Origin of the sequence: Edwardsiella anguillarum ET080813, assembly GCF_000264765.2 — a bacterium.
GTDB classification, from domain to species: domain Bacteria; phylum Pseudomonadota; class Gammaproteobacteria; order Enterobacterales; family Enterobacteriaceae; genus Edwardsiella; species Edwardsiella anguillarum.
Genome location: NZ_CP006664.1, coordinates 1,270,740 through 1,288,223, shown reverse-complemented (window position 1 = coordinate 1,288,223; position 17,484 = coordinate 1,270,740). Strand labels below are relative to the sequence as shown.

Annotated in this window: 15 protein-coding genes; 8 read left to right on the top strand and 7 right to left on the bottom strand. The window is 63.7% G+C overall.

Features of this window, described 5'->3' with window-relative positions:
• The first annotated feature begins 5 nt into the window (after positions 1-5).
• Positions 6-1,451, top strand: a complete 1,446-nt coding sequence (tldD, locus tag ETEE_RS05765) for a metalloprotease TldD (RefSeq protein ID WP_034164804.1) — start codon at positions 6-8, stop codon at positions 1,449-1,451.
• 54 nt (positions 1,452-1,505) lie between these two features.
• Here tldD and aaeR read toward each other — a convergent pair whose 3' ends face one another.
• Complete coding sequence (gene aaeR / locus ETEE_RS05760; protein ID WP_034164803.1) at positions 1,506-2,426, bottom strand: HTH-type transcriptional activator AaeR; 921 nt, start codon at positions 2,424-2,426, stop codon at positions 1,506-1,508.
• Between the two features lie 306 nt (positions 2,427-2,732).
• On the opposite strand from aaeR, the gene aaeX reads away from it, so the two are divergent.
• From aaeX to ridA, 6 genes are all read left to right on the top strand, one after another.
• Complete coding sequence (aaeX, locus tag ETEE_RS05755; protein ID WP_012849940.1) at positions 2,733-2,936, top strand: p-hydroxybenzoic acid efflux pump operon protein AaeX; 204 nt, start codon at positions 2,733-2,735, stop codon at positions 2,934-2,936.
• A gap of 10 nt (positions 2,937-2,946) precedes the next feature.
• Entirely contained in the window at positions 2,947-3,882 is a 936-nt protein-coding gene (aaeA, locus tag ETEE_RS05750; protein ID WP_034164802.1) for a p-hydroxybenzoic acid efflux pump subunit AaeA, read from the top strand.
• Positions 3,883-3,895: 13 nt separating this feature from the next.
• The gene (gene aaeB, locus ETEE_RS05745; RefSeq protein WP_034164801.1) at positions 3,896-5,842 is read left to right on the top strand and encodes a p-hydroxybenzoic acid efflux pump subunit AaeB; all 1,947 of its coding nucleotides are present in this window, start codon (positions 3,896-3,898) and stop codon (positions 5,840-5,842) included.
• Positions 5,843-6,231: 389 nt separating this feature from the next.
• Positions 6,232-7,167, top strand: coding sequence for an aspartate carbamoyltransferase (gene pyrB / locus ETEE_RS05740; RefSeq protein ID WP_034164800.1), 936 nt, complete (start codon positions 6,232-6,234; stop codon positions 7,165-7,167).
• 12 nt (positions 7,168-7,179) lie between these two features.
• Positions 7,180-7,641, top strand: coding sequence for an aspartate carbamoyltransferase regulatory subunit (gene pyrI, locus ETEE_RS05735; RefSeq protein WP_034164799.1), 462 nt, complete (start codon positions 7,180-7,182; stop codon positions 7,639-7,641).
• A gap of 100 nt (positions 7,642-7,741) precedes the next feature.
• Positions 7,742-8,128 carry a 2-iminobutanoate/2-iminopropanoate deaminase gene (ridA, locus tag ETEE_RS05730; protein ID WP_012849935.1) on the top strand — a complete coding sequence of 129 codons (387 nt, stop codon included), beginning with the start codon at positions 7,742-7,744 and terminating at the stop codon, positions 8,126-8,128.
• A gap of 94 nt (positions 8,129-8,222) precedes the next feature.
• Here ridA and kch read toward each other — a convergent pair whose 3' ends face one another.
• From kch to ETEE_RS05710, 4 genes are all read right to left on the bottom strand, one after another.
• Entirely contained in the window at positions 8,223-9,509 is a 1,287-nt protein-coding gene (gene kch, locus ETEE_RS05725; protein ID WP_034164798.1) for a voltage-gated potassium channel protein, read from the bottom strand.
• A 99-nt stretch (positions 9,510-9,608) separates the two neighbouring features.
• Complete coding sequence (gene selB / locus ETEE_RS05720) at positions 9,609-11,507, bottom strand: selenocysteine-specific translation elongation factor (RefSeq protein ID WP_034164797.1); 1,899 nt, start codon at positions 11,505-11,507, stop codon at positions 9,609-9,611.
• On the bottom strand, positions 11,504-12,895 hold the full coding sequence (gene selA / locus ETEE_RS05715; protein ID WP_034164796.1) for an L-seryl-tRNA(Sec) selenium transferase: 1,392 nt from the start codon (positions 12,893-12,895) through the stop codon (positions 11,504-11,506). Before selA ends, selB begins: the two co-directional genes overlap by 4 nt.
• 74 nt (positions 12,896-12,969) lie before the next feature.
• The gene (locus ETEE_RS05710) at positions 12,970-13,581 is read right to left on the bottom strand and encodes a glutathione S-transferase (protein WP_034164795.1); all 612 of its coding nucleotides are present in this window, start codon (positions 13,579-13,581) and stop codon (positions 12,970-12,972) included.
• Positions 13,582-13,843: 262 nt separating this feature from the next.
• On the opposite strand from ETEE_RS05710, the gene ETEE_RS05705 reads away from it, so the two are divergent.
• A complete protein-coding gene (locus tag ETEE_RS05705) occupies positions 13,844-14,479 on the top strand; it encodes a hypothetical protein (RefSeq protein ID WP_034164794.1) in 636 nt (211 codons plus the stop codon).
• Between the two features lie 51 nt (positions 14,480-14,530).
• On the opposite strand, the gene glpQ is transcribed toward ETEE_RS05705, so the two are convergent.
• Together glpQ and glpT are read right to left on the bottom strand one after the other, a co-directional pair.
• Positions 14,531-15,610 (bottom strand): glycerophosphodiester phosphodiesterase, encoded by a 1,080-nt coding sequence (glpQ, locus tag ETEE_RS05700; protein ID WP_034164793.1) that lies wholly within the window; start codon positions 15,608-15,610, stop codon positions 14,531-14,533.
• A 128-nt stretch (positions 15,611-15,738) separates the two neighbouring features.
• A complete protein-coding gene (gene glpT / locus ETEE_RS05695; protein ID WP_012849928.1) occupies positions 15,739-17,091 on the bottom strand; it encodes a glycerol-3-phosphate transporter in 1,353 nt (450 codons plus the stop codon).
• Positions 17,092-17,484: the final 393 nt, after the last annotated feature.

Sequence of the window (17,484 nt, the reverse complement as noted above, 5' to 3'; positions counted from 1 at the left end):
ACACCATGAGTCTGACGTTTGTCAGTGAGCAGTTACTGGCTGCCAATAACCTGAATCATCAGGATTTATATAATGTCTTGGGGCAGTTGAACGCCCGCCGCCTGGACTATGCCGATCTCTATTTTCAGTCCAGCGTCCACGAATCCTGGGTATTGGAAGATCGCATCATTAAAGAGGGCTCTTACCATATCGATCAGGGGGTGGGGGTGCGGGCCATCCACGGTGAAAAGACCGGGTTCGCCTATGCCGATCAGATAACCCTGCAGGCGCTGACCCAGAGTGCCCACGCCGCGCGCAGCATCGTGCGTGAGCAGGGCGATGGGCGGGCGCACACCCTGGGAGGGCTCAAGGCGGTTTCCCGCTACGGCACGCACTCCCCGCTCGATAGCCTGCCGCGCGAGGAGAAGATCGCGCTGCTGGCGCAGGTCGATCGGGTGGCGCGGGCGGCCGATGCCCGGGTTCAGGAGGTGAACGCCAGCCTGACCGGGGTGTATGAGCTGGTGCTGGTGGCCGCCAGCGACGGCACGCTGGCGGCGGACGTACGGCCGCTGGTGCGCCTCTCCGTCAGCGTGCTGGTAGAGCAGGATGGCCGCCGTGAGCGCGGCAGCAGCGGCGGCGGCGGCCGCTTTGGCTATGACTACTTCCTGACCCCCCGCGACGGCGAGGTGTGTGCCGATGCTTATGCGCGCGAGGCGGTACGCATGGCGCTGGTCAACCTGCACGCCAAGGCGGCGCCGGCCGGTACCATGCCGGTGGTGCTCGGCGCCGGCTGGCCGGGGGTGCTGCTGCACGAGGCGGTCGGCCACGGGCTGGAGGGGGACTTTAACCGGCGCGGCACCTCCGTGTTCAGCGGTCAGCTGGGCCAGCAGGTGGCCTCGCCGCTGTGTACCGTGGTGGACGACGGTACGCTGGAGGCGCGGCGCGGCTCGCTGGCGGTGGACGACGAAGGGGTGCCCGGCCAGTACAACGTGCTGATTGAGAACGGAGTGCTGCGCGGCTATATGCAGGATAAGCTCAACGCCCGCCTGATGGGGATGGCGCCGACCGGCAACGGCCGCCGCGAATCCTATGCCCACCTGCCGATGCCGCGGATGACCAACACCTATATGCTGGCCGGCGAGAGCACGCCGCAGGCGATTATCGAGAGCGTGGAGTATGGGTTGTATGCCCCTAACTTCGCCGGTGGTCAGGTCGATATCACCTCCGGTAAGTTTGTCTTCTCCACTTCGGAAGCCTATCTGATCGAGAAGGGACGGATCACCCATCCGGTGAAGGGGGCGACCCTGATCGGCTCCGGCATTGAGGCGATGCAGCAGATCTCGATGGTCGGCAACGATCTAGCGCTGGATAAGGGCGTCGGGGTCTGCGGAAAAGAGGGGCAGAGCGTGCCGGTCGGCGTCGGCCAGCCGACGCTGAAGCTGGATGCGATGACCGTCGGCGGCACCGCCTGAGTTCGGCGCGATTCGCCACGGTATGTCCCGCGGGCCGGCATTTGCCGGCCCGCGCTATTTCTCCTGGCGGGTATCGCGGAAGGTGTCTGCCATCTGGGCAAAATAGTCGCTTAGGTACTCTAGACAGAGACGCAGCTTGACGGGCAGGTGTGCCTTTTGGGCGTACAGCGCATACACCGGGCGCGGGGTGGACTGGTACTGGGGGAACAGGATCTCGACCTCTTTACGCCGCACCGCGTCGATCACCCACATCAGCGGCAGATAGGTGATCCCGGCCCCGGCGTTCAGCCAGCTCAGCAGGGTCTGAGCATCATTGGTGTGGAAGCGTCCGCTGGGCATCAGCCGCAGCGACTCCCCCTCCGGGGCGATCAGCGTCAGGTCGTGGGCGGGCTGGCCGCTAAAGTTGAGCCAGCTATAGCTGCCCAGCTCGGCGGGACTCTCCGGGGTTCCGTGTCGCTGCAGGTAGCCTTTGGCGGCGCAGATCACCATGGGCATGGCGCCCAGGGCGCGGCAGAACAGGCGTGAGTCCTGGAGATCGCCGGCGCGGACTACCAGATCCAGCCCGTCGGCGATCAGGTCGGGCGCCGGGACGCCGGTGACCAGGTTGACCGACAGCCCGGGATATTCGGCCAGCATCCGGGCGCTGATCGGCGCCAGAACGTTTTGCGCCATGGTGGCCGAGCAGCCGATGCGCAGGGTGCCGCTGGGGGTATTGTTATAGGCGTACAGCTGTTCGTGCACCTCCTGGGCCTCCTGCAGCATCTTGCGACAGCCCTGATAATAGATGCGTCCAGCTTCGGTCAGGCTGATGCGGCGGGTGCTGCGGTTGAGCAGCCTGATCTGCAGGGCGCGCTCCAGCTTGGTAATGGTCTGGCTAATGGATGACACGCTCATCGCCAGCTGCGCTGCGGCGCCGGTAAACGAGCCGCACTCGACCACCCGAGCGAAGATGGCCATACGCTTTAATCGCTCCATTTTTAATCCTGTCTTAATGGTGGTGGCCGAATTCAGAACCATCTGCCTGTTTTATGCGCATTTTTTCTTATCGACAATAGATAATCACCGCTGATTGTTTATTTACAATAAAAAGTGATTTGCGTCACAGATTATATATCCACGCGGCGCATTAGGCTAACATGTCCCTGCGCCGCCGATGTCGGGGCGCATCTGTTCCGCCCTGCGCCTGCGGCGCACATCGCGTAACCGCCACCCCTTTTCTCTGTCCGCCGTCTTTTGTCGTCAGCTTCGTGCGGGCATGCGTCGTTAAGTAAGGATTTTGCCATGGGAACGCTGCCCGTGATGGTGCTGTTTGGCCTCTCTTTTCCGCCGGCCTTTTTTGCGCTGCTGGCGGCTCTGCCCTTGTTCTGGCTGCTGCGGCGTCTGCTGCAGCCCAGCGGGCTGTACGACATGATTTGGCACCCCGCGCTGTTTAACTGCGCGCTGTACGGGTGTCTGTTTTATCTGGTGAGCTGGCTTTTTATCTGAAGGGGGTTTTGTGAAGCGTTGGATTGGACGCATGACGCGAGTGGCCATTACGCTGGCCTTACTGGCGCTGGCCGCGCTGGCGGTCTTCAAGGCCTGGGTGTTCTATACCGCCTCTCCCTGGACGCGGGACGCGCGTTTCAGCGCCGACGTGGTTGCCATCGCCCCCGATGTCAGCGGGCTGGTGGAGAACGTGCAGGTACAGGATAACCAGCGGGTGGCGCAGGGGGCGGTGCTGTTTCGCATCGATCCGCAGCGCTACCGCGCGGCGCTGGCGCAGGCCGAGGCGGACGAGCGCTACTATCAGGCGCTGGTGACGGAGAAACGGCGAGAGTCGCAGCGCCGGGCCGAGCTGGGTGGGCGCATCGTCGCCCAGGAGAGCATCGATCTCGCCTACAGCGCGCTGGCGGCGGCCGAGCAACAGTTGGCCCGAGCGCAGGCGACCCGAACCTTGGCGCAGCTGGATCTGGAGCGCACGGTGGTGCGGGCGCCGGCCAGCGGCTGGGTGACCAACCTGCAGGTTCACGGCGGCGAGTTTATCAACCGCGGGGTTAACGCCGTGGCGCTGATTAAGCAGAACAGCTTTTACGTGCAGGCCTATATGGAGGAGACCAAGCTGGCCGGAGTGCGCCGCGGCTCACCGGCGCAGATCACCCCGCTGGGCAGCGATCGCATTCTGCACGGCACGGTAGACAGCATCTCCGCCGGGGTCAACGACAGCAGCGCGACGCCGGGGCGCAAAGGGCTGGCGACGGTGGACTCCAATCTGGAGTGGGTACGTCTGGCGCAGCGGGTGCCGGTACGTATTCGCCTGGATGCGGCGACCCAGGCGCATCCCTATCCGGCGGGTACCACGGCGACGGTGGTGATCGGCACCGGCGGTGAGACACAGGCCGCGCGTCCGGCGCCGTATCGGCGCCTGCTGCAGCGTCTGCGCGAGTTCGGCTGAGCTGGGGGCGAAGATGCTGCATCCACGTGTACTCCACCTGCGCTTTGCCTGCAAGCTGACGCTGGCGATCGTCCTGTCGCTGCTGCTCGGGTTCTATTTCGGCCTGCAGACGCCGCGCTGGTCGGCGCTGACCGCCGCCCTGGTGGCCGCCGGACCGGCCTTTGCCGCCGGCGGTGAACCCTTTGCCGGCGCCATTCGCTACCGCGGCTGGCTGCGTATCATCGGCACGGTGCTGGGCTCCCTGTGCGCGCTGCTGCTGATGATGCTGTTGATCCGCGCGCCGCTGCTGATGATCCTGCTGTGCTGCCTGTGGGCGGGCGTCTGCACCTGGCTGTCGTCGCTGGTGCGTATGGAGAACGCCTATGCGCTGGGACTCTCCGGCTATACGGCGCTGATCATCGTCGTCTCCTGCCTCGGCGAGCCGCAGTTTATCCTACAGCTGGCCCTGGAGCGCTGCGGCGAGATCGTGCTGGGGATCGTCTGCGCGGTGCTGGCCGATACGCTGCTGGCGCCGCGCTCGATCAAGGGCGAGGTGGATCGCGTCGTCGGCGGAATGCTGCTCGGTCAGCTACGCCTGCTGCAGCGCTGCGTCGACGGGCGCGACAGTGACGCCGTCGATCGGCACTGGCACGGGCTGATCCGGGAGAGCCATACGCTGGAGGGGATGCGCGCCAGCCTGGCGCTGGAGTCGTCCCGCTGGCCGCGCGCCTGTCGCCGGCTGGCGGCGCTGCACACCCTATCGCTGACCCTGATCACCCGGGCGTGTGAAATTTTCCTCACCCAGCGTCAGACGCCGACGGCGCTGCCGGCGCCGTTTTTGACCCTGATAGCCGCCCCGGCCAAGACGCCTGCGGAGGCCTATCAACGCTTAAAACAGCTGCGTCGCCTGCTGGCGACGCACGGGGGACATCAGCTACCGCCCGCGCTGATCGGCTGGATCGACGGCGCCAGCCAGCTGCAGCTGCTGGCCAAGGGGGTGGCGAGCAACGTCCGTATCGGGCGGCATGAGGCGGCGATCCTCGCCCACGACGCCGCGCCGCGCCAGCTCTACTCCGCCCAGGGGCACCATGCGCTGATCAATGGCCTGCGCACCTGGCTGGCCACCTCGCTGGGTGCGCTGTTTTGGCTGTGGAGCGGCTGGAACGCGGGCAGCGGTTGCATGATCATGATCGCAGTAGTGACCTCGCTGGCGGTGCGCACCCCCAACCCGCGGATGGCGGCGATCGACTTCTTGATGGGCTCACTGGTGGCGCTGCCGGTCGGCGCGCTGTACTACACGCTGATCCTCCCCGCCACCCAGCAAAGCCTGGTGCTGCTGTGCCTGAGCCTGGGCGCGCTGAGCTTTATCTGCGGGATGGAGGTGCAAAAGCGTCGTCTGGGATCGCTGGGAACGCTGGCCTCGACCCTGAATATTCTGGTGCTCAGCAACCCGATGCGTTTTCCGATCGAGAGCTTTGTCGACAGCGCCATCGGCCAGGTGATCGGCTGCCTACTGGCGCTGGTGGTGCTGCTGGCGGTGCGCGATCATTCGCGTGCCCGCACCGGTCGAACGCTGATGCGGCGCCTGGCGTTCGGCGCGGTGGCGGCCCTGCGGGGAGAGGGGACGCGCGGAAATCTGCTGCCGGCTCTCTACCGCCAGCTGTTCTTGCTGCTGACGCTGTTTCCCGATGACATCGGGCGTTACCGCCTGGCGCTGACGCTGATCGTCCTGCAGCAGCGTTTGGCGCACCCGGCGCTGCCGTACGACGCCGGGCGGCTGCGCGCGATCGATACGGCGGCGACCCGGCTCTTGACCGGGCGCGGTGCGGCGCGGCGCCGCGGCGCCCTGCTACGGCTGACGACGGGGCTGAGCGGCTATGCCGATGCGCTGGCGCGGCAGGGCACCGCCGCCGCCGCGCTGCAGCCGCTGTATCAGCTTGCCGATGTGCTGCACCGATACCGCGGCGTGCTGCTGGGTTAACGGCTGCGCTAATCCAGCAGGCGCCCGCGCCGGTGCAACGATTAATCAAATGGGCGCTTTATTAATCGGGTAACCGTTTGCGCTAAATCAATCACCGGGGAAGATTGTGCTTGCGGCGAGGCGAGCGCTGAGTATAATGCCGGACAATTTGCCGGGAGACAGCATGAGAAACAGCGTTGGCTATTGTGGTTTATCGGTCGTGATGCGACCGAAGAATCTGCCCCATCAGGGCAGCCACCGGCCGTTTTTCTCCCGTCGCATTCACGATCGTAGAAAACCCCTCATTGGAGGGGTTTTTTTTTGCCCGTAATACGGCAAGTTGAAAAATTAACCCGAGTGAACAGTATGCCCGCGCCGCGCGATGCCGGCGCCAGAACAGGAGAATACCAATGGCCAATCCCTTGTATCTAAAAGATATTATCTCCATCAACGATCTGAGCCGCAGCGAGCTTGAGCTGGTGCTGGATACCGCCGCCCGCCTGAAGGCTACGCCGCAGCCGGAGCTGCTGCGCCACAAGGTGATCGCCAGCCTGTTCTTTGAGGCCTCCACCCGTACCCGCCTCTCTTTTGAAACCGCCATGCACCGCCTGGGCGCCTCGGTGGTCGGCTTTGCCGACAGCAGCAACACCTCGCTGGGCAAGAAGGGGGAGACGCTGGCGGATACCATCTCGGTGATCGGCACCTACGTCGACGCCATCGTGATGCGTCACCCACAGGAAGGGGCCGCCCGTCTGGCCACGGAGTTCTGCGGCCGCATCCCGGTGGTCAACGCCGGCGACGGCGCCAACCAGCACCCGACCCAGACGCTGCTGGATCTGTTTACTATCCAGGAGACCCAGGGGCGCCTGAACAACATCAACATCGCCATGGTCGGCGACCTGAAGTATGGCCGTACCGTGCACTCCCTGACCCAGGCGCTGGCCAAGTTTGAGGGTAACCGCTTCTTCTTCATCGCCCCGCAGGCCCTGGCGATGCCGGACTATATCCTGACCATGCTGGAGGAGAAGGGGATCGCCTACAGCCTGCATGAAACCCTTGAAGAGGTGATGCCGCAGCTGGATATCCTGTACATGACTCGAGTACAGAAAGAGCGTCTGGACTCCTCCGAATACGCCAACGTTAAGTCGCAGTTCATTCTGCGCGCCGCGATGCTGGAGGGCGCGCGCGATAACCTGAAAGTGCTGCATCCGCTGCCGCGTATCGACGAGATCACCCCCGACGTCGACGCCACCCCCTATGCCTACTATTTCCAGCAGGCGGGCAACGGCATCTTTGCCCGTCAGGCGCTGCTGGCCCTGATCCTCAACGCTGAACTGAATTTCTAAGGGAGAAACGAAATGACTCACGACAACAAACTGCAGGTTGAAGCGATTAAATGCGGCACCGTCATTGACCATATCCCGGCGCACGTCGGCTTTAAGCTGCTGACCCTGTTCAAGCTGACGGAGACCAACCGGCGGGTCACCATCGGCCTGAATCTGCCCTCTAACGCACAGGGCAGTAAGGATTTGATCAAGATTGAGGATGTCTTTCTCAGCGAGGAGCAGGTGAACCAGCTGGCGATTTATGCCCCGCGCGCCACGGTCAACTGCATTGAGAACTACAGCGTGGTGCGCAAGATGGCGCCGAGCCTGCCGGAGCGTATCGACAGCGTGCTGACCTGCCCCAACAGCAACTGCATCAGCCGCAGCGAGCCGGTTTGCTCCAGCTTCAGCGTGCGCGCCCGCGCCGGCGAGGTGCTGCTTAAGTGCAAGTATTGTGAGAAAGAGTTTGAACATCACGCCGTGATGGAACAGTGATCCTGGCAGGGTGGGATTTGCCGTGCGGGCTCCTTATAATGGGGCCTGGTTACCGTAGTCCCGCGGTAACGTCACATCCTACCATCCTTAAGGAGCAGATATGTCTGGCACCATCAGCACTGAGCACGCACCGGCCGCCATTGGGCCTTATGTACAGGGCGTTGATCTGGGCAACATGATCATCACCTCCGGCCAGATCCCGGTTGACCCGAAAACCGGTCTGGTTGCGGACGATGTGGCCGCCCAGGCCCGTCAGTCGCTGGAAAACGTGAAAGCGATCGTTGAAGCCGCCGGCCTGAGCGTGGCCAGCATCGTGAAGACGACCGTATTCGTTAAAGATCTGAATGACTTTGCGACGGTGAACGCCACCTATGAAGCGTTCTTTAATGAGCACAGCGCGCCGTTCCCGGCCCGCTCCTGCGTTGAAGTGGCTCGCCTGCCGAAAGATGTGAAGATCGAAATCGAGGCTATCGCGCTGCGTCGCTGAGGCTTATCGGTCAGCCCATCCGGGCTGACCGCTGCGTGATTTCCCCGATTTCCTTCTCCCCGCCGATAGGCGGCACTCCGTAGCGCGACGGGGATCAGTCCTGCTCCCCTGCTACCTCGGCATTGCCAAAGAACAGCTGCGTAACCAGCTTGTTGTCGATGGCTTCGCCGCTCAGGGTGCGCACCAGCAATTCGCTGCCCAGCAGCTGCAGCGAGAACACCATATCTGGCTGTACCCGCTTGATCTTCTGCAGATGCTTACTGGCGTTGACCAGCGAAATGGTCTTGGTGGCGCCGCCGGCCACCTCTTTGGCTGCTAAGACGATAAAGGCGTTTTCCGCATCGTCCTCGCGCAGCGCCAGAATGTACAGCGCACGCGCGGCGCCGGCCTCCGTCAGCACCTGTGCGCTGGAGGGATCGCCGACCACCACGTCGGCGTCCTGCGGATACTCGTGGGCGATGCCCATCGGGACGATGGCGGTGATCGCATCGCCGCGCTCCTTCAGCCCGTTGTAGATACTGAGCGCCAGCGGCGACGCGCCGGCGATAATAAAGTGGTTTTTCCGCATCACGTGAGAGATCCTGCCTTTAACCATGCGTTTAAGGTTGCCGCCGATCACCGGACCGATGATGGCGCTGATTGACGTGGCGAATACCGTAATCCCCATCACGATCACCGAGATGGTGAACAGCCGCGCGGTGGCGGTATAGGGAACGATGTCGCCGAAGCCGACGGTGGACATGCTGACGACCGAAAAGTAGAACGCGGTGACCACGTCCAGGATCGGCGGCTTGAACTCGTCGCCCAGATACAGCGAGCCAAAGATGGCGTAGATCAGCAACGAGGCAAAGCTGACCAGGGCAAACAGGCTACCGGCGGCCAGGCTGGCCCGGTCAAAGCGCTCCCAGTAGCGGATCAGCAGGGCGATCAGAACCAGGGTATACAGCGTCAGGTTATGGCTGTAGTTCTCCAGATTGGTCAGTGAGATATCCTGCCAGTTCCACGCCCTGAGATCGTGCCACAGCAGGCGCACCAGATCCTGCGCCTGCCAGATGGGCAGACTGGGATCTTGGATCAGCGACAGCACGGCGATGGCGATCAGCAGCAGCAGGGTAAACGCCCAGGCGACGCGCGCCCGCAGCAGTAGGCCGATGGACATCAGGATCAGCGCGACGCCGAGCATGACCCGGGGGATCTCCAGCAGGTTAACCACGGAGAGCGCCTCTTTCCAGCTGTGGAACGTCTGTAGTGCGCCGGGAACATAGCGGAATGCCTGAATGACGACCGGTTCGGCAAACAGATAACCCTCAAGGGCGACCAGCAGTGCCAGGCACCACGAGGGTTTGAATAGGCTATATACGCGGTGGAACAGTTTTTTCATAGCAATGCGCGGTAGAGGAATAATAAAAAAGTGTAACGCGAATGGGCCAAGATGGATAGGGAGAGCGGGCGCGGCCGCGCGGCGCCGCCCCCGCTACGCTTAACGGTGATCTTCCGGCGCCGACGCGCGCTCATCGCGGCAGAACAGAGCGCTGTCGCGCAGCAGATGGTCGTTGGCGCGCCGCCGGGTGAAGCCGCAGCGGTCGAAGAACTCCAGGATCTGCACTGCTAGCTTACGACCGATGCCGAGCCGATCGCGGAAGTCGGCCGCGCTAGTGCTGCCTTGGCTGCGATCCTGCCGGCGGATCAGCTCGGCAAACTGGTAGAGCCGTTCGTTGCGGTAGTAACGATCGCGCACCACGGCGGTGATGTGCCCGAGCAGCGCCGCCTGGCGCAGCGTCTGGCGCATCTCGTCTTCGTCGGCGCTCAGGGCATGGGCCAGATCGCGCACCCACCACGGATCGTCGGCGAACAGCGGCTGCGCCCGCTGCCACAGCGCCTGCTGCGGCGGCGTCATGGCCAGGCTGTGCTGCGGCAGATGCAGCCAGCCGCGGCTATTGCACAGCGCGCCCTCGGCCAGCAGCTCGCCTATCAGATGAAATACCAGCGTCTCCGCCTCGGTCGGTAGCGCCATGCGCCGCAGGCGGGCGCGCCCGACGCCCAGCTGATCGCCGTGCTGGTCATGGTAGTGCGCCAGGGTCTCCAGCAGCCGCTGGCGCAGCCGCGCCGCCGTCGCGCGGGAGAGCAGGTGATCGCCGACCACCAGCAGATCGTCCTGCGCCAGCAGCGTCCGGCAGGCCTCCTCCGTCAGCTGGCGCGCCCAGGCCAGGCTGGCGATGCTCAGGGTGCCCGAGGGCAGGCGTAGGCTGAGCGCCTCGCGATCGCCGTGGGCCTGCGCCAGGCGACGTAGGGTTTCCAGAAAAGCGGGCTGACGCTTGCCGCGGCGCGGTGCCTCCAGCTGCAGCACCCGCGCCGCGCCCAGGGTGTGGCGCGCGGCGATGTCGCGCAGGATCAGGGTGTCATCCTCGGCCAGCCAGAGGGGCGCATCGAGCACCAGTTCGGCCAGGATCGGCGCCTGCGGCGCCGCGGCGGTCTCCAGCAGCGAGAGGCGCCCGGTGATATGGCGTGCGGCGTGGTGGAGATGCAGCGGCTGCCAGTGCTGCAGCGGTGCGATGCTGTCTACGGCGACCAGCACCCGCTGGGCCGCCGCTGCGGCAGGCCGCTGCGCCAGCAGCCAGTCGCCGCGCTGGATCTGGTTTTTTTCTATGTCGCCGCTGAGGTTCAGGGCCACGCGCTGGCCGGCCTGCGCCTGCTGCGCCTCCCGGTTTTGGGCGTGCAGGGTGCGAACCCGCACCGGCGTGTCGCAGCCGGTTAGCCACAGCGTATCGCCACAGCGTACCGTTCCGGCCAGCGCCGTACCGGTGACCACCAGACCGCTGCCCTTGACGCTGAAGGCGCGATCGATGGCCAGGCGGAAGCGCCGATCGGCCCGCGGCGGGGCCGCGTTCAGCGCCAACAGATGGCGGCGCAGCGCCTCGATACCCTGACCGCTCAGGGCATCGGTTTCGAACAGCGCCGCGTCGGGCCAGCCCTGCTCCGCCAGCAGCGCCTGCACCTGATCGCGCACCTGCGCCCGCCGCGATGCATCGGCCCGATCGGATTTGGTCAGCGCCACGGTCAGGCCGGGACGTCCGGCCAGGCGCAGCAGCAGTAGGTGCTCGCGGGTCTGGGCCATCACGCCGTCGTCGCAGGCGACTACCAGCAGCGCCTGTGGAATACCGCCGATGCCGGCCAGCATATTGGCCAGAAATTTTTCATGTCCGGGGACGTCAATAAACCCCAGCACCCGCCCATCCGCCAGCGGCAGATAGGCATAGCCGAGATCGATGGTCATGCCGCGGCGCTTCTCTTCCGGTAGGCGATCGGTGTCGATGCCGGTCAGGGCGCGCAACAGGGTGGTCTTGCCATGGTCAACGTGTCCTGCGGTGGCGATGATCATTGGCACAGCTCCTGGAGCAGCGCCTGCTCATCGTCCAGACAGCGCAGATCGAGCCATAGTTTGCCCTCCTGCAGGCGCCCGATGACCGGGCGTGGCAGCGCACGCCAGCGCTCGGCCAGCGCCGTCAGGGTGCCGCCGCGGCCGTCACGCGGGGTCAGGGTGAGCGCATGGCTCGGCAGGCGATCCACCGGCAGCGAGCCGCTGCCGATCTGCGACAGGCAGGGCTCCAGCGCTAAGATGAACGCCTCGTCATAGCGCGGGCGCAGGCGGGCTAGCAACCGCTCGCCGCAGGCGGCGATCTCGCTGGCCTCCCGCGTCAGGTGGCGCAGGGTGGGTAGCGCCTGCCGCAGTTTCTCCGGCTGCTGGTACAGCTGCAGCGTGGCGTCCAGCGCCGCCAGCGTCATCTTGCCGCAGCGCAGGGCGCGCTTGAGCGGGTGGCGCTGCAGGCGGTGGATCAGCTCCCGGCGGCCAACGATGATCCCCGCCTGGGGACCGCCGAGCAGCTTGTCGCCGGAGAAGCTGACCAGATCGACGCCGTCGGCCAGCATGCGCTGCGGCATCGGCTCGGCCGGCAGACCGTAGCCGGCCATGTCCAGCAGCGATCCGCTGCCGAGATCGCTGATGACCGGCAGGCCATATTCGTGGCCCAGGGCGGCCAGCTCGGCCTCGCTGACGGCGGCGGTGAACCCGGCGATGGCGTAGTTGCTGGTGTGTACCTTCATCAATAGCGCGCTATGCTCGTCAATGGCCTGGCGGTAGTCGTGCAGGTGGGTACGGTTGGTGGTGCCGACCTCGCGCAGACGGCATCCGGCCTGGATCATGACGTCGGGAATACGGAACGCGCCGCCGATCTCCACCAGCTCGCCGCGCGAGACGATCACGTCTCGCCCCGGCGCCAGGGCCGCCAGCATCAGCAGCACCGCCGCCGCGTTATTGTTAACGATACAGGCGTCTTCGGCGCCGGTCAGGGCGCACAGTCGATCGGCGATCGCGCGATCGCGGTGGCCGCGCCCCGCATCGTCCAGATCGTACTCCAGGGTGACCGGGGCGCTCATCGCCTCGGCCGCCGCCACGATCGCCGGATCGGGCAGCAGCGCCCGGCCCAGGTTGGTGTGCAGGACGGTGCCGGTCAGGTTAAAGACCTGGCGCAGGGCCGGCCGCAGCGTCTCGGCGAGCCGCCGGGTGCAGGCTACTCCCCAGTCGGCGCACCAGTCGGGCAGCGTCTGCTGTCGCTGCACGGCGTGACGGGCCTGCTGCTGCAGCGAGCGCAGGGTCTGGGTAACCAGCTGACTGCCATACTGCGCCTGTAGGGCTGCGCACGTGGGCGTGCGCAGCAGGGTATCGATCGCGGGGATTTGGCTGTAAAGCGCCTGATGATCTGAACTCATTGAACTGTTCCGTACCTTTATCTGCGCTGGGCGAAGGACTCCCATGATAAAGGCTGACGGGACAGGAATACAGCCTAGTCGGCCGGCGGCGCGGTGCGCAGAAAACTGTCGCGCTGAAACAGGCGCTCCGCCAGGCGTACTAACGCCGGGCGGCCAACGCACCAGTTGGGACAGACGCGGCGGAAGTTGAGATAGCTTAGGCAGCAGCCGGCGGCGATATCGGCCAGGCTCAGCGCCTCGCCGCCGATCCAGCGGCCCGCGGCGACGCTGCGCTCCAGCTCATCCAGTCCGCGCAGGATCTTGTCGCGCTGGCGCTGCAGCTCATGCTCATCTCTGTGCTCAGCGGGACGGCGCAGCTCTTTCACAATGGTGACCGCGGCGTCGCAGATGCCGTCGGCCAACGCCTCGGTCTGGCGCACCCGCAGCGCACGCTCCCAATCGAGGGGCAGAAAGCGGGGTGTCTCCGTTAGCCTGTCGATATAGTCGGCAACGATCGGCGAATCGAAGAAGATCTCGCCGTCGTCCGCCACCAGCGCGGGCACTTTGCCCAGCGGATTCACGTCGGGCACCCGGGAGCCGTCCAGATTGGGATTGTCGTTGACGAACTCGAAGGTCAGCTGCTTTTCCAGCAGCAGAATAAAGATTTTGCGCACGAAGGGACTGGTATAGCTGCCGATCAGTTTCATTCGGGCCTCCTATTGACGGACTGTGACGCTCCATAGCCGGATTGGCGGGGAGAACCGCCGTGAGACTCCAGTATGACAGAATTTCAGCATGCTACCGGGCGCACTGCGCAATCCTTGCACAGAAAAAGCCGTTTTCAGAGGATTGCCGTTTTATCAGAGCGAGTGCAGGGCATGCGCCTGTCGCCGCCGCGGGCGCCATCGTATGCTGGAAGGATCGGTGCGTGGCCAGCGCGGACTCGCACCACGGTTCAAGGAGGAGATCATGGGATATCGAGTATTTTGCTGTCTCTGTTTCTGCTGGCTGCTTTCCGGCTGCGCCCAGGCGGGCGACGCCGACGCGCGGGCGCTGATCGTGCGTGGCACTCTGAGCGCCGTTTCGCCCGGCGCGCTGCAGCTGCGCGAGCGCCACGGTGGAGAGTTGACGCTGAGGCTGACTCCCGCGACACGCCTGTTCGGGGTGTTCAGCGCAGCGCTGGACGATATCCGTCCCGGCGCATTTCTGGGGGCGGCTGCGCTGCCGCTGGCGGATGGTACGCTGGAGGCTCAGACGCTGCATCTGTTCTCCGATCGCCTGCGCGGCGCGGGCGAGGGGCATTCCCCCTGGCGGCTGGTCAACGGTGAACAGGGCAGCATGACCAACGGCACCGTCGACGTCGGGGGTGCCTGGCACGGTGACGGCGATGTGGCGGGGCAGCCGTTGATATTACGCTATGGCGGGGGGGCGCAGCAGATTAGGGTCGGCCTGCAGACGCCGGTGGTCTTTGTGGACTCGCTCACGCGCGGCGCACTGCGGCCGGGGCAGGCCGCGGTGCTGATCCTGACATCGCGTGACGGGCGCGCGACGGCGGAGGTGCAGCGTGCCTTTATCGGTATCAACGGGATGATTCCGCCCTTTTAGGCCCCGCGCCGGCCGTGGAGACCGGGGCCGAGGGGCCCCGGTGAGTCCGACTTACTGATGCTGTCCCTGCTTTTGCAGGAACTGTACGCCCTTGTCCGGGAAGTCGGTGAATACGCCGTCGACGCCGGCCTGGTTGTAGATCACGTCATACAACTGATTGACGTCGGTGACGTAGTCCGGCAGCTTATCGGCGCGAATGGTGTAGGGGTGGACGGCCATGTTGTTGGCGTGCGCCTCTTTCACCATCGAGGTCAGCTTGACGTTGCCCTTACGGGAGTCTTCGCTGACCAGCATGTGGTAGTCCGGGCCGATGCCGTCGGCATACTGGGCGATCTGTTTCATGGCGCCGGGCTTGAACATCCAGTCATAGCTGTAGTTGACCCAGGTGCCGTCCGGCTTCTTCTCCTGGGTTTCGTTCCAGTCGGTATAGGCGATCAGCTGCACCAGCTTGAGGTTCTGCCCCATCTTCGGCATCAGCTCGTTTTTAATCCGCTTGAGTTCGTTGGCGTCGAAGCACTGTACGTAGACGTTGGCGTCTTTATTTGTATAGCCGTACTGCTTGAGCACCTGCAATACCTTAGCGGAGATGTCCTTGCCCTCCTGCTGGTGGAACCAGGGAGCCTTGATCTCCGGGTAGATGCCGATGTTCTTGCCGGTGGAGTGGTTCAGCCCCTGAACGAACTCGATCTCCTCTGCAAAGGTATGTACTCGGAAGTCCGATTTCCCCATCGGGAAGCGGCCCGGATAGCTCTGCACCTTCTTGCCGTTTTCGATATCAAACCCCTCGGTGAACTTCAGGGATTTGATCTCATCCAGGGTAAAGTCGATGGCGTAATAGCGGCCATCCTTGCGCGCACGGTCCGGGAAGCGGTCGGCGACGTCGGTGACCCGATCCAGATAGTGGTCATGCAGCACCACCAGCTGGTCGTCCTTGGTCATCACCAGATCCTGCTCCAGAAAATCGGCGCCCTGGGCGTAGGCCATGGCCTTGGCGGGCAGGGTATGCTCCGGCAGGTAGCCGCTGGCGCCGCGGTGAGCAATCACCACTTTATCGTCAGCCGCCTGGGCGCTCATTGCCAGCGTCCCGCCGAGAAGAAGCCCGGCGACAATCGCATTCATTTTGATTTTCATAGGATTATCCTTGTTTTTGGTGTTTTTTTACGCTGCGTAGGGGTAAAGAAAAGGCCGCGCCCCGGGTGAGCGGCACAGCCTTGGTTCAACGGCGGCAGCGCGCAGGGCGCCGCCGCAATCGCGTGCTATCAGCCTCTCTTGGCTTCCAGATCGCGGTGGTGTTTGGTTTCGTTGATCATCACGACCAACAGCAGAACCACGGCGAGGATGCTGCCGCCGATCATCACCATAAAGCCGCCGTCCCAGCCAAAGTAGTCAACGGTGTAGCCGACGATGGCGCTGGCCGCCACGGAGCCGCCCAGGTAACCGAACAGGCCGGTGAAGCCCGCCGCGGTACCGGCCGCTTTTTTCGGCGCCAGCTCCAGGGCGTGCAGGCCGATCAGCATGACCGGACCGTAGATCAGGAAGCCGATGATGATCATACAGGCCATATCGACGTTGGGGTTGCCCGCCGGGTTGAGCCAGTAAACGATGGTGGCAATGGTCACCAGGGTCATGAAGAACACGCCGGTGGCGCCGCGGTTGCCGCGGAAGACCTTGTCAGACATCCAGCCGCAGATCAGAGTGCCGGGGATACCCGCGTACTCATACAGGAAGTAGGCCCAGGAGGACTTATCCAGCGCGAAGTGCTTCACCTCTTTCAGGTAGGTCGGTGACCAGTCCAAGATGCCGTAGCGCAGCAGATAGACGAACACGTTGGCGATGGCGATGTACCACAACAGCTTGTTGGGGAAGACATACTGCATGAAAATCTGCTTGGCGGTTAGCTCTTGCTCCGCCTTGTCGGAGTAGTCGTCCGGATAGTCGTTCTTATACTCTTCGATGGGCGGCAGGCCGCAGGACTGCGGGGTATCGCGCATCATGCCAAAGGCGAACAGGGCGACCAGAATGGCGGCGAAGGCCGGCATGTACAGCGCGGCGTGCCAGTCGTTGAACCAGGCCATCCCTAGCAGGAACAGCAGCGGCGGCAGCCCCCCGCCCACGTTATGGGCGCAGTTCCATACCGACACGATACTGCCGCGCTCCTTCTGCGACCACCAGTGCACCATGGTACGGCCACACGGCGGCCACCCCATGCCCTGGAACCAGCCGCACAGGAACAGCAGCACGAACATGGTCATGATGCTGGAGGTTGCCCACGGGACGAAGCCCATCACCAACATGACGACGGCGGCCAGGATCAGGCCGGCCGGCAGGAAGACGCGCGGGTTGGAGCGGTCAGAGACGGAGCCCATGATGAACTTGGAGAAACCGTAGGCGATGGAGATACCGGACAGGGCAAAGCCGAGATCGCCGCGCGAGAACCCCTGTTCTACCAGGTAAGGCATCGCCAGGGTGAAGTTTTTACGCACCAGGTAGTAAGCGGCATAGCCAAAGAAAATCCCCATAAAAATCTGCCAGCGCAGGCGGCGGTAGGTCGGGTCTACCTGCGCATCCGGCAGCCGCGGTTTATGCGCCGCGGGCTTAAACATGCTTAACATAACTCTCTCCGATGACTGTTATTGTTTGTACTGTCTCAATCCGCTTCCCCAGTGAATGCGGTTAAGGCACACCCTATGCTTATCAAGAGAAAAGACGCGCATCCACTGGCGTAGGGGCGAGTGGATATACCGTCTGTTTTCATTTTCGAGCGCAGGATAGGCAATTACGAACGTCGATACTGTGAGAGATCGCTCATATTGTTACAGTTTTATGAATTTGATATACAAATTGACCGTTAGGGTAAAAAATAACGATTATTTGTATGATTAAATCGTGTGTGTAGAGTGATTCCGATCACATTGATGAGCTTTTGTGGCCTGGTTATTTTCGTTTTGTGCGCGTATTTGCTCCTTATCAAACATTCCATCATCGTAATATGGCCTACTAGCGTC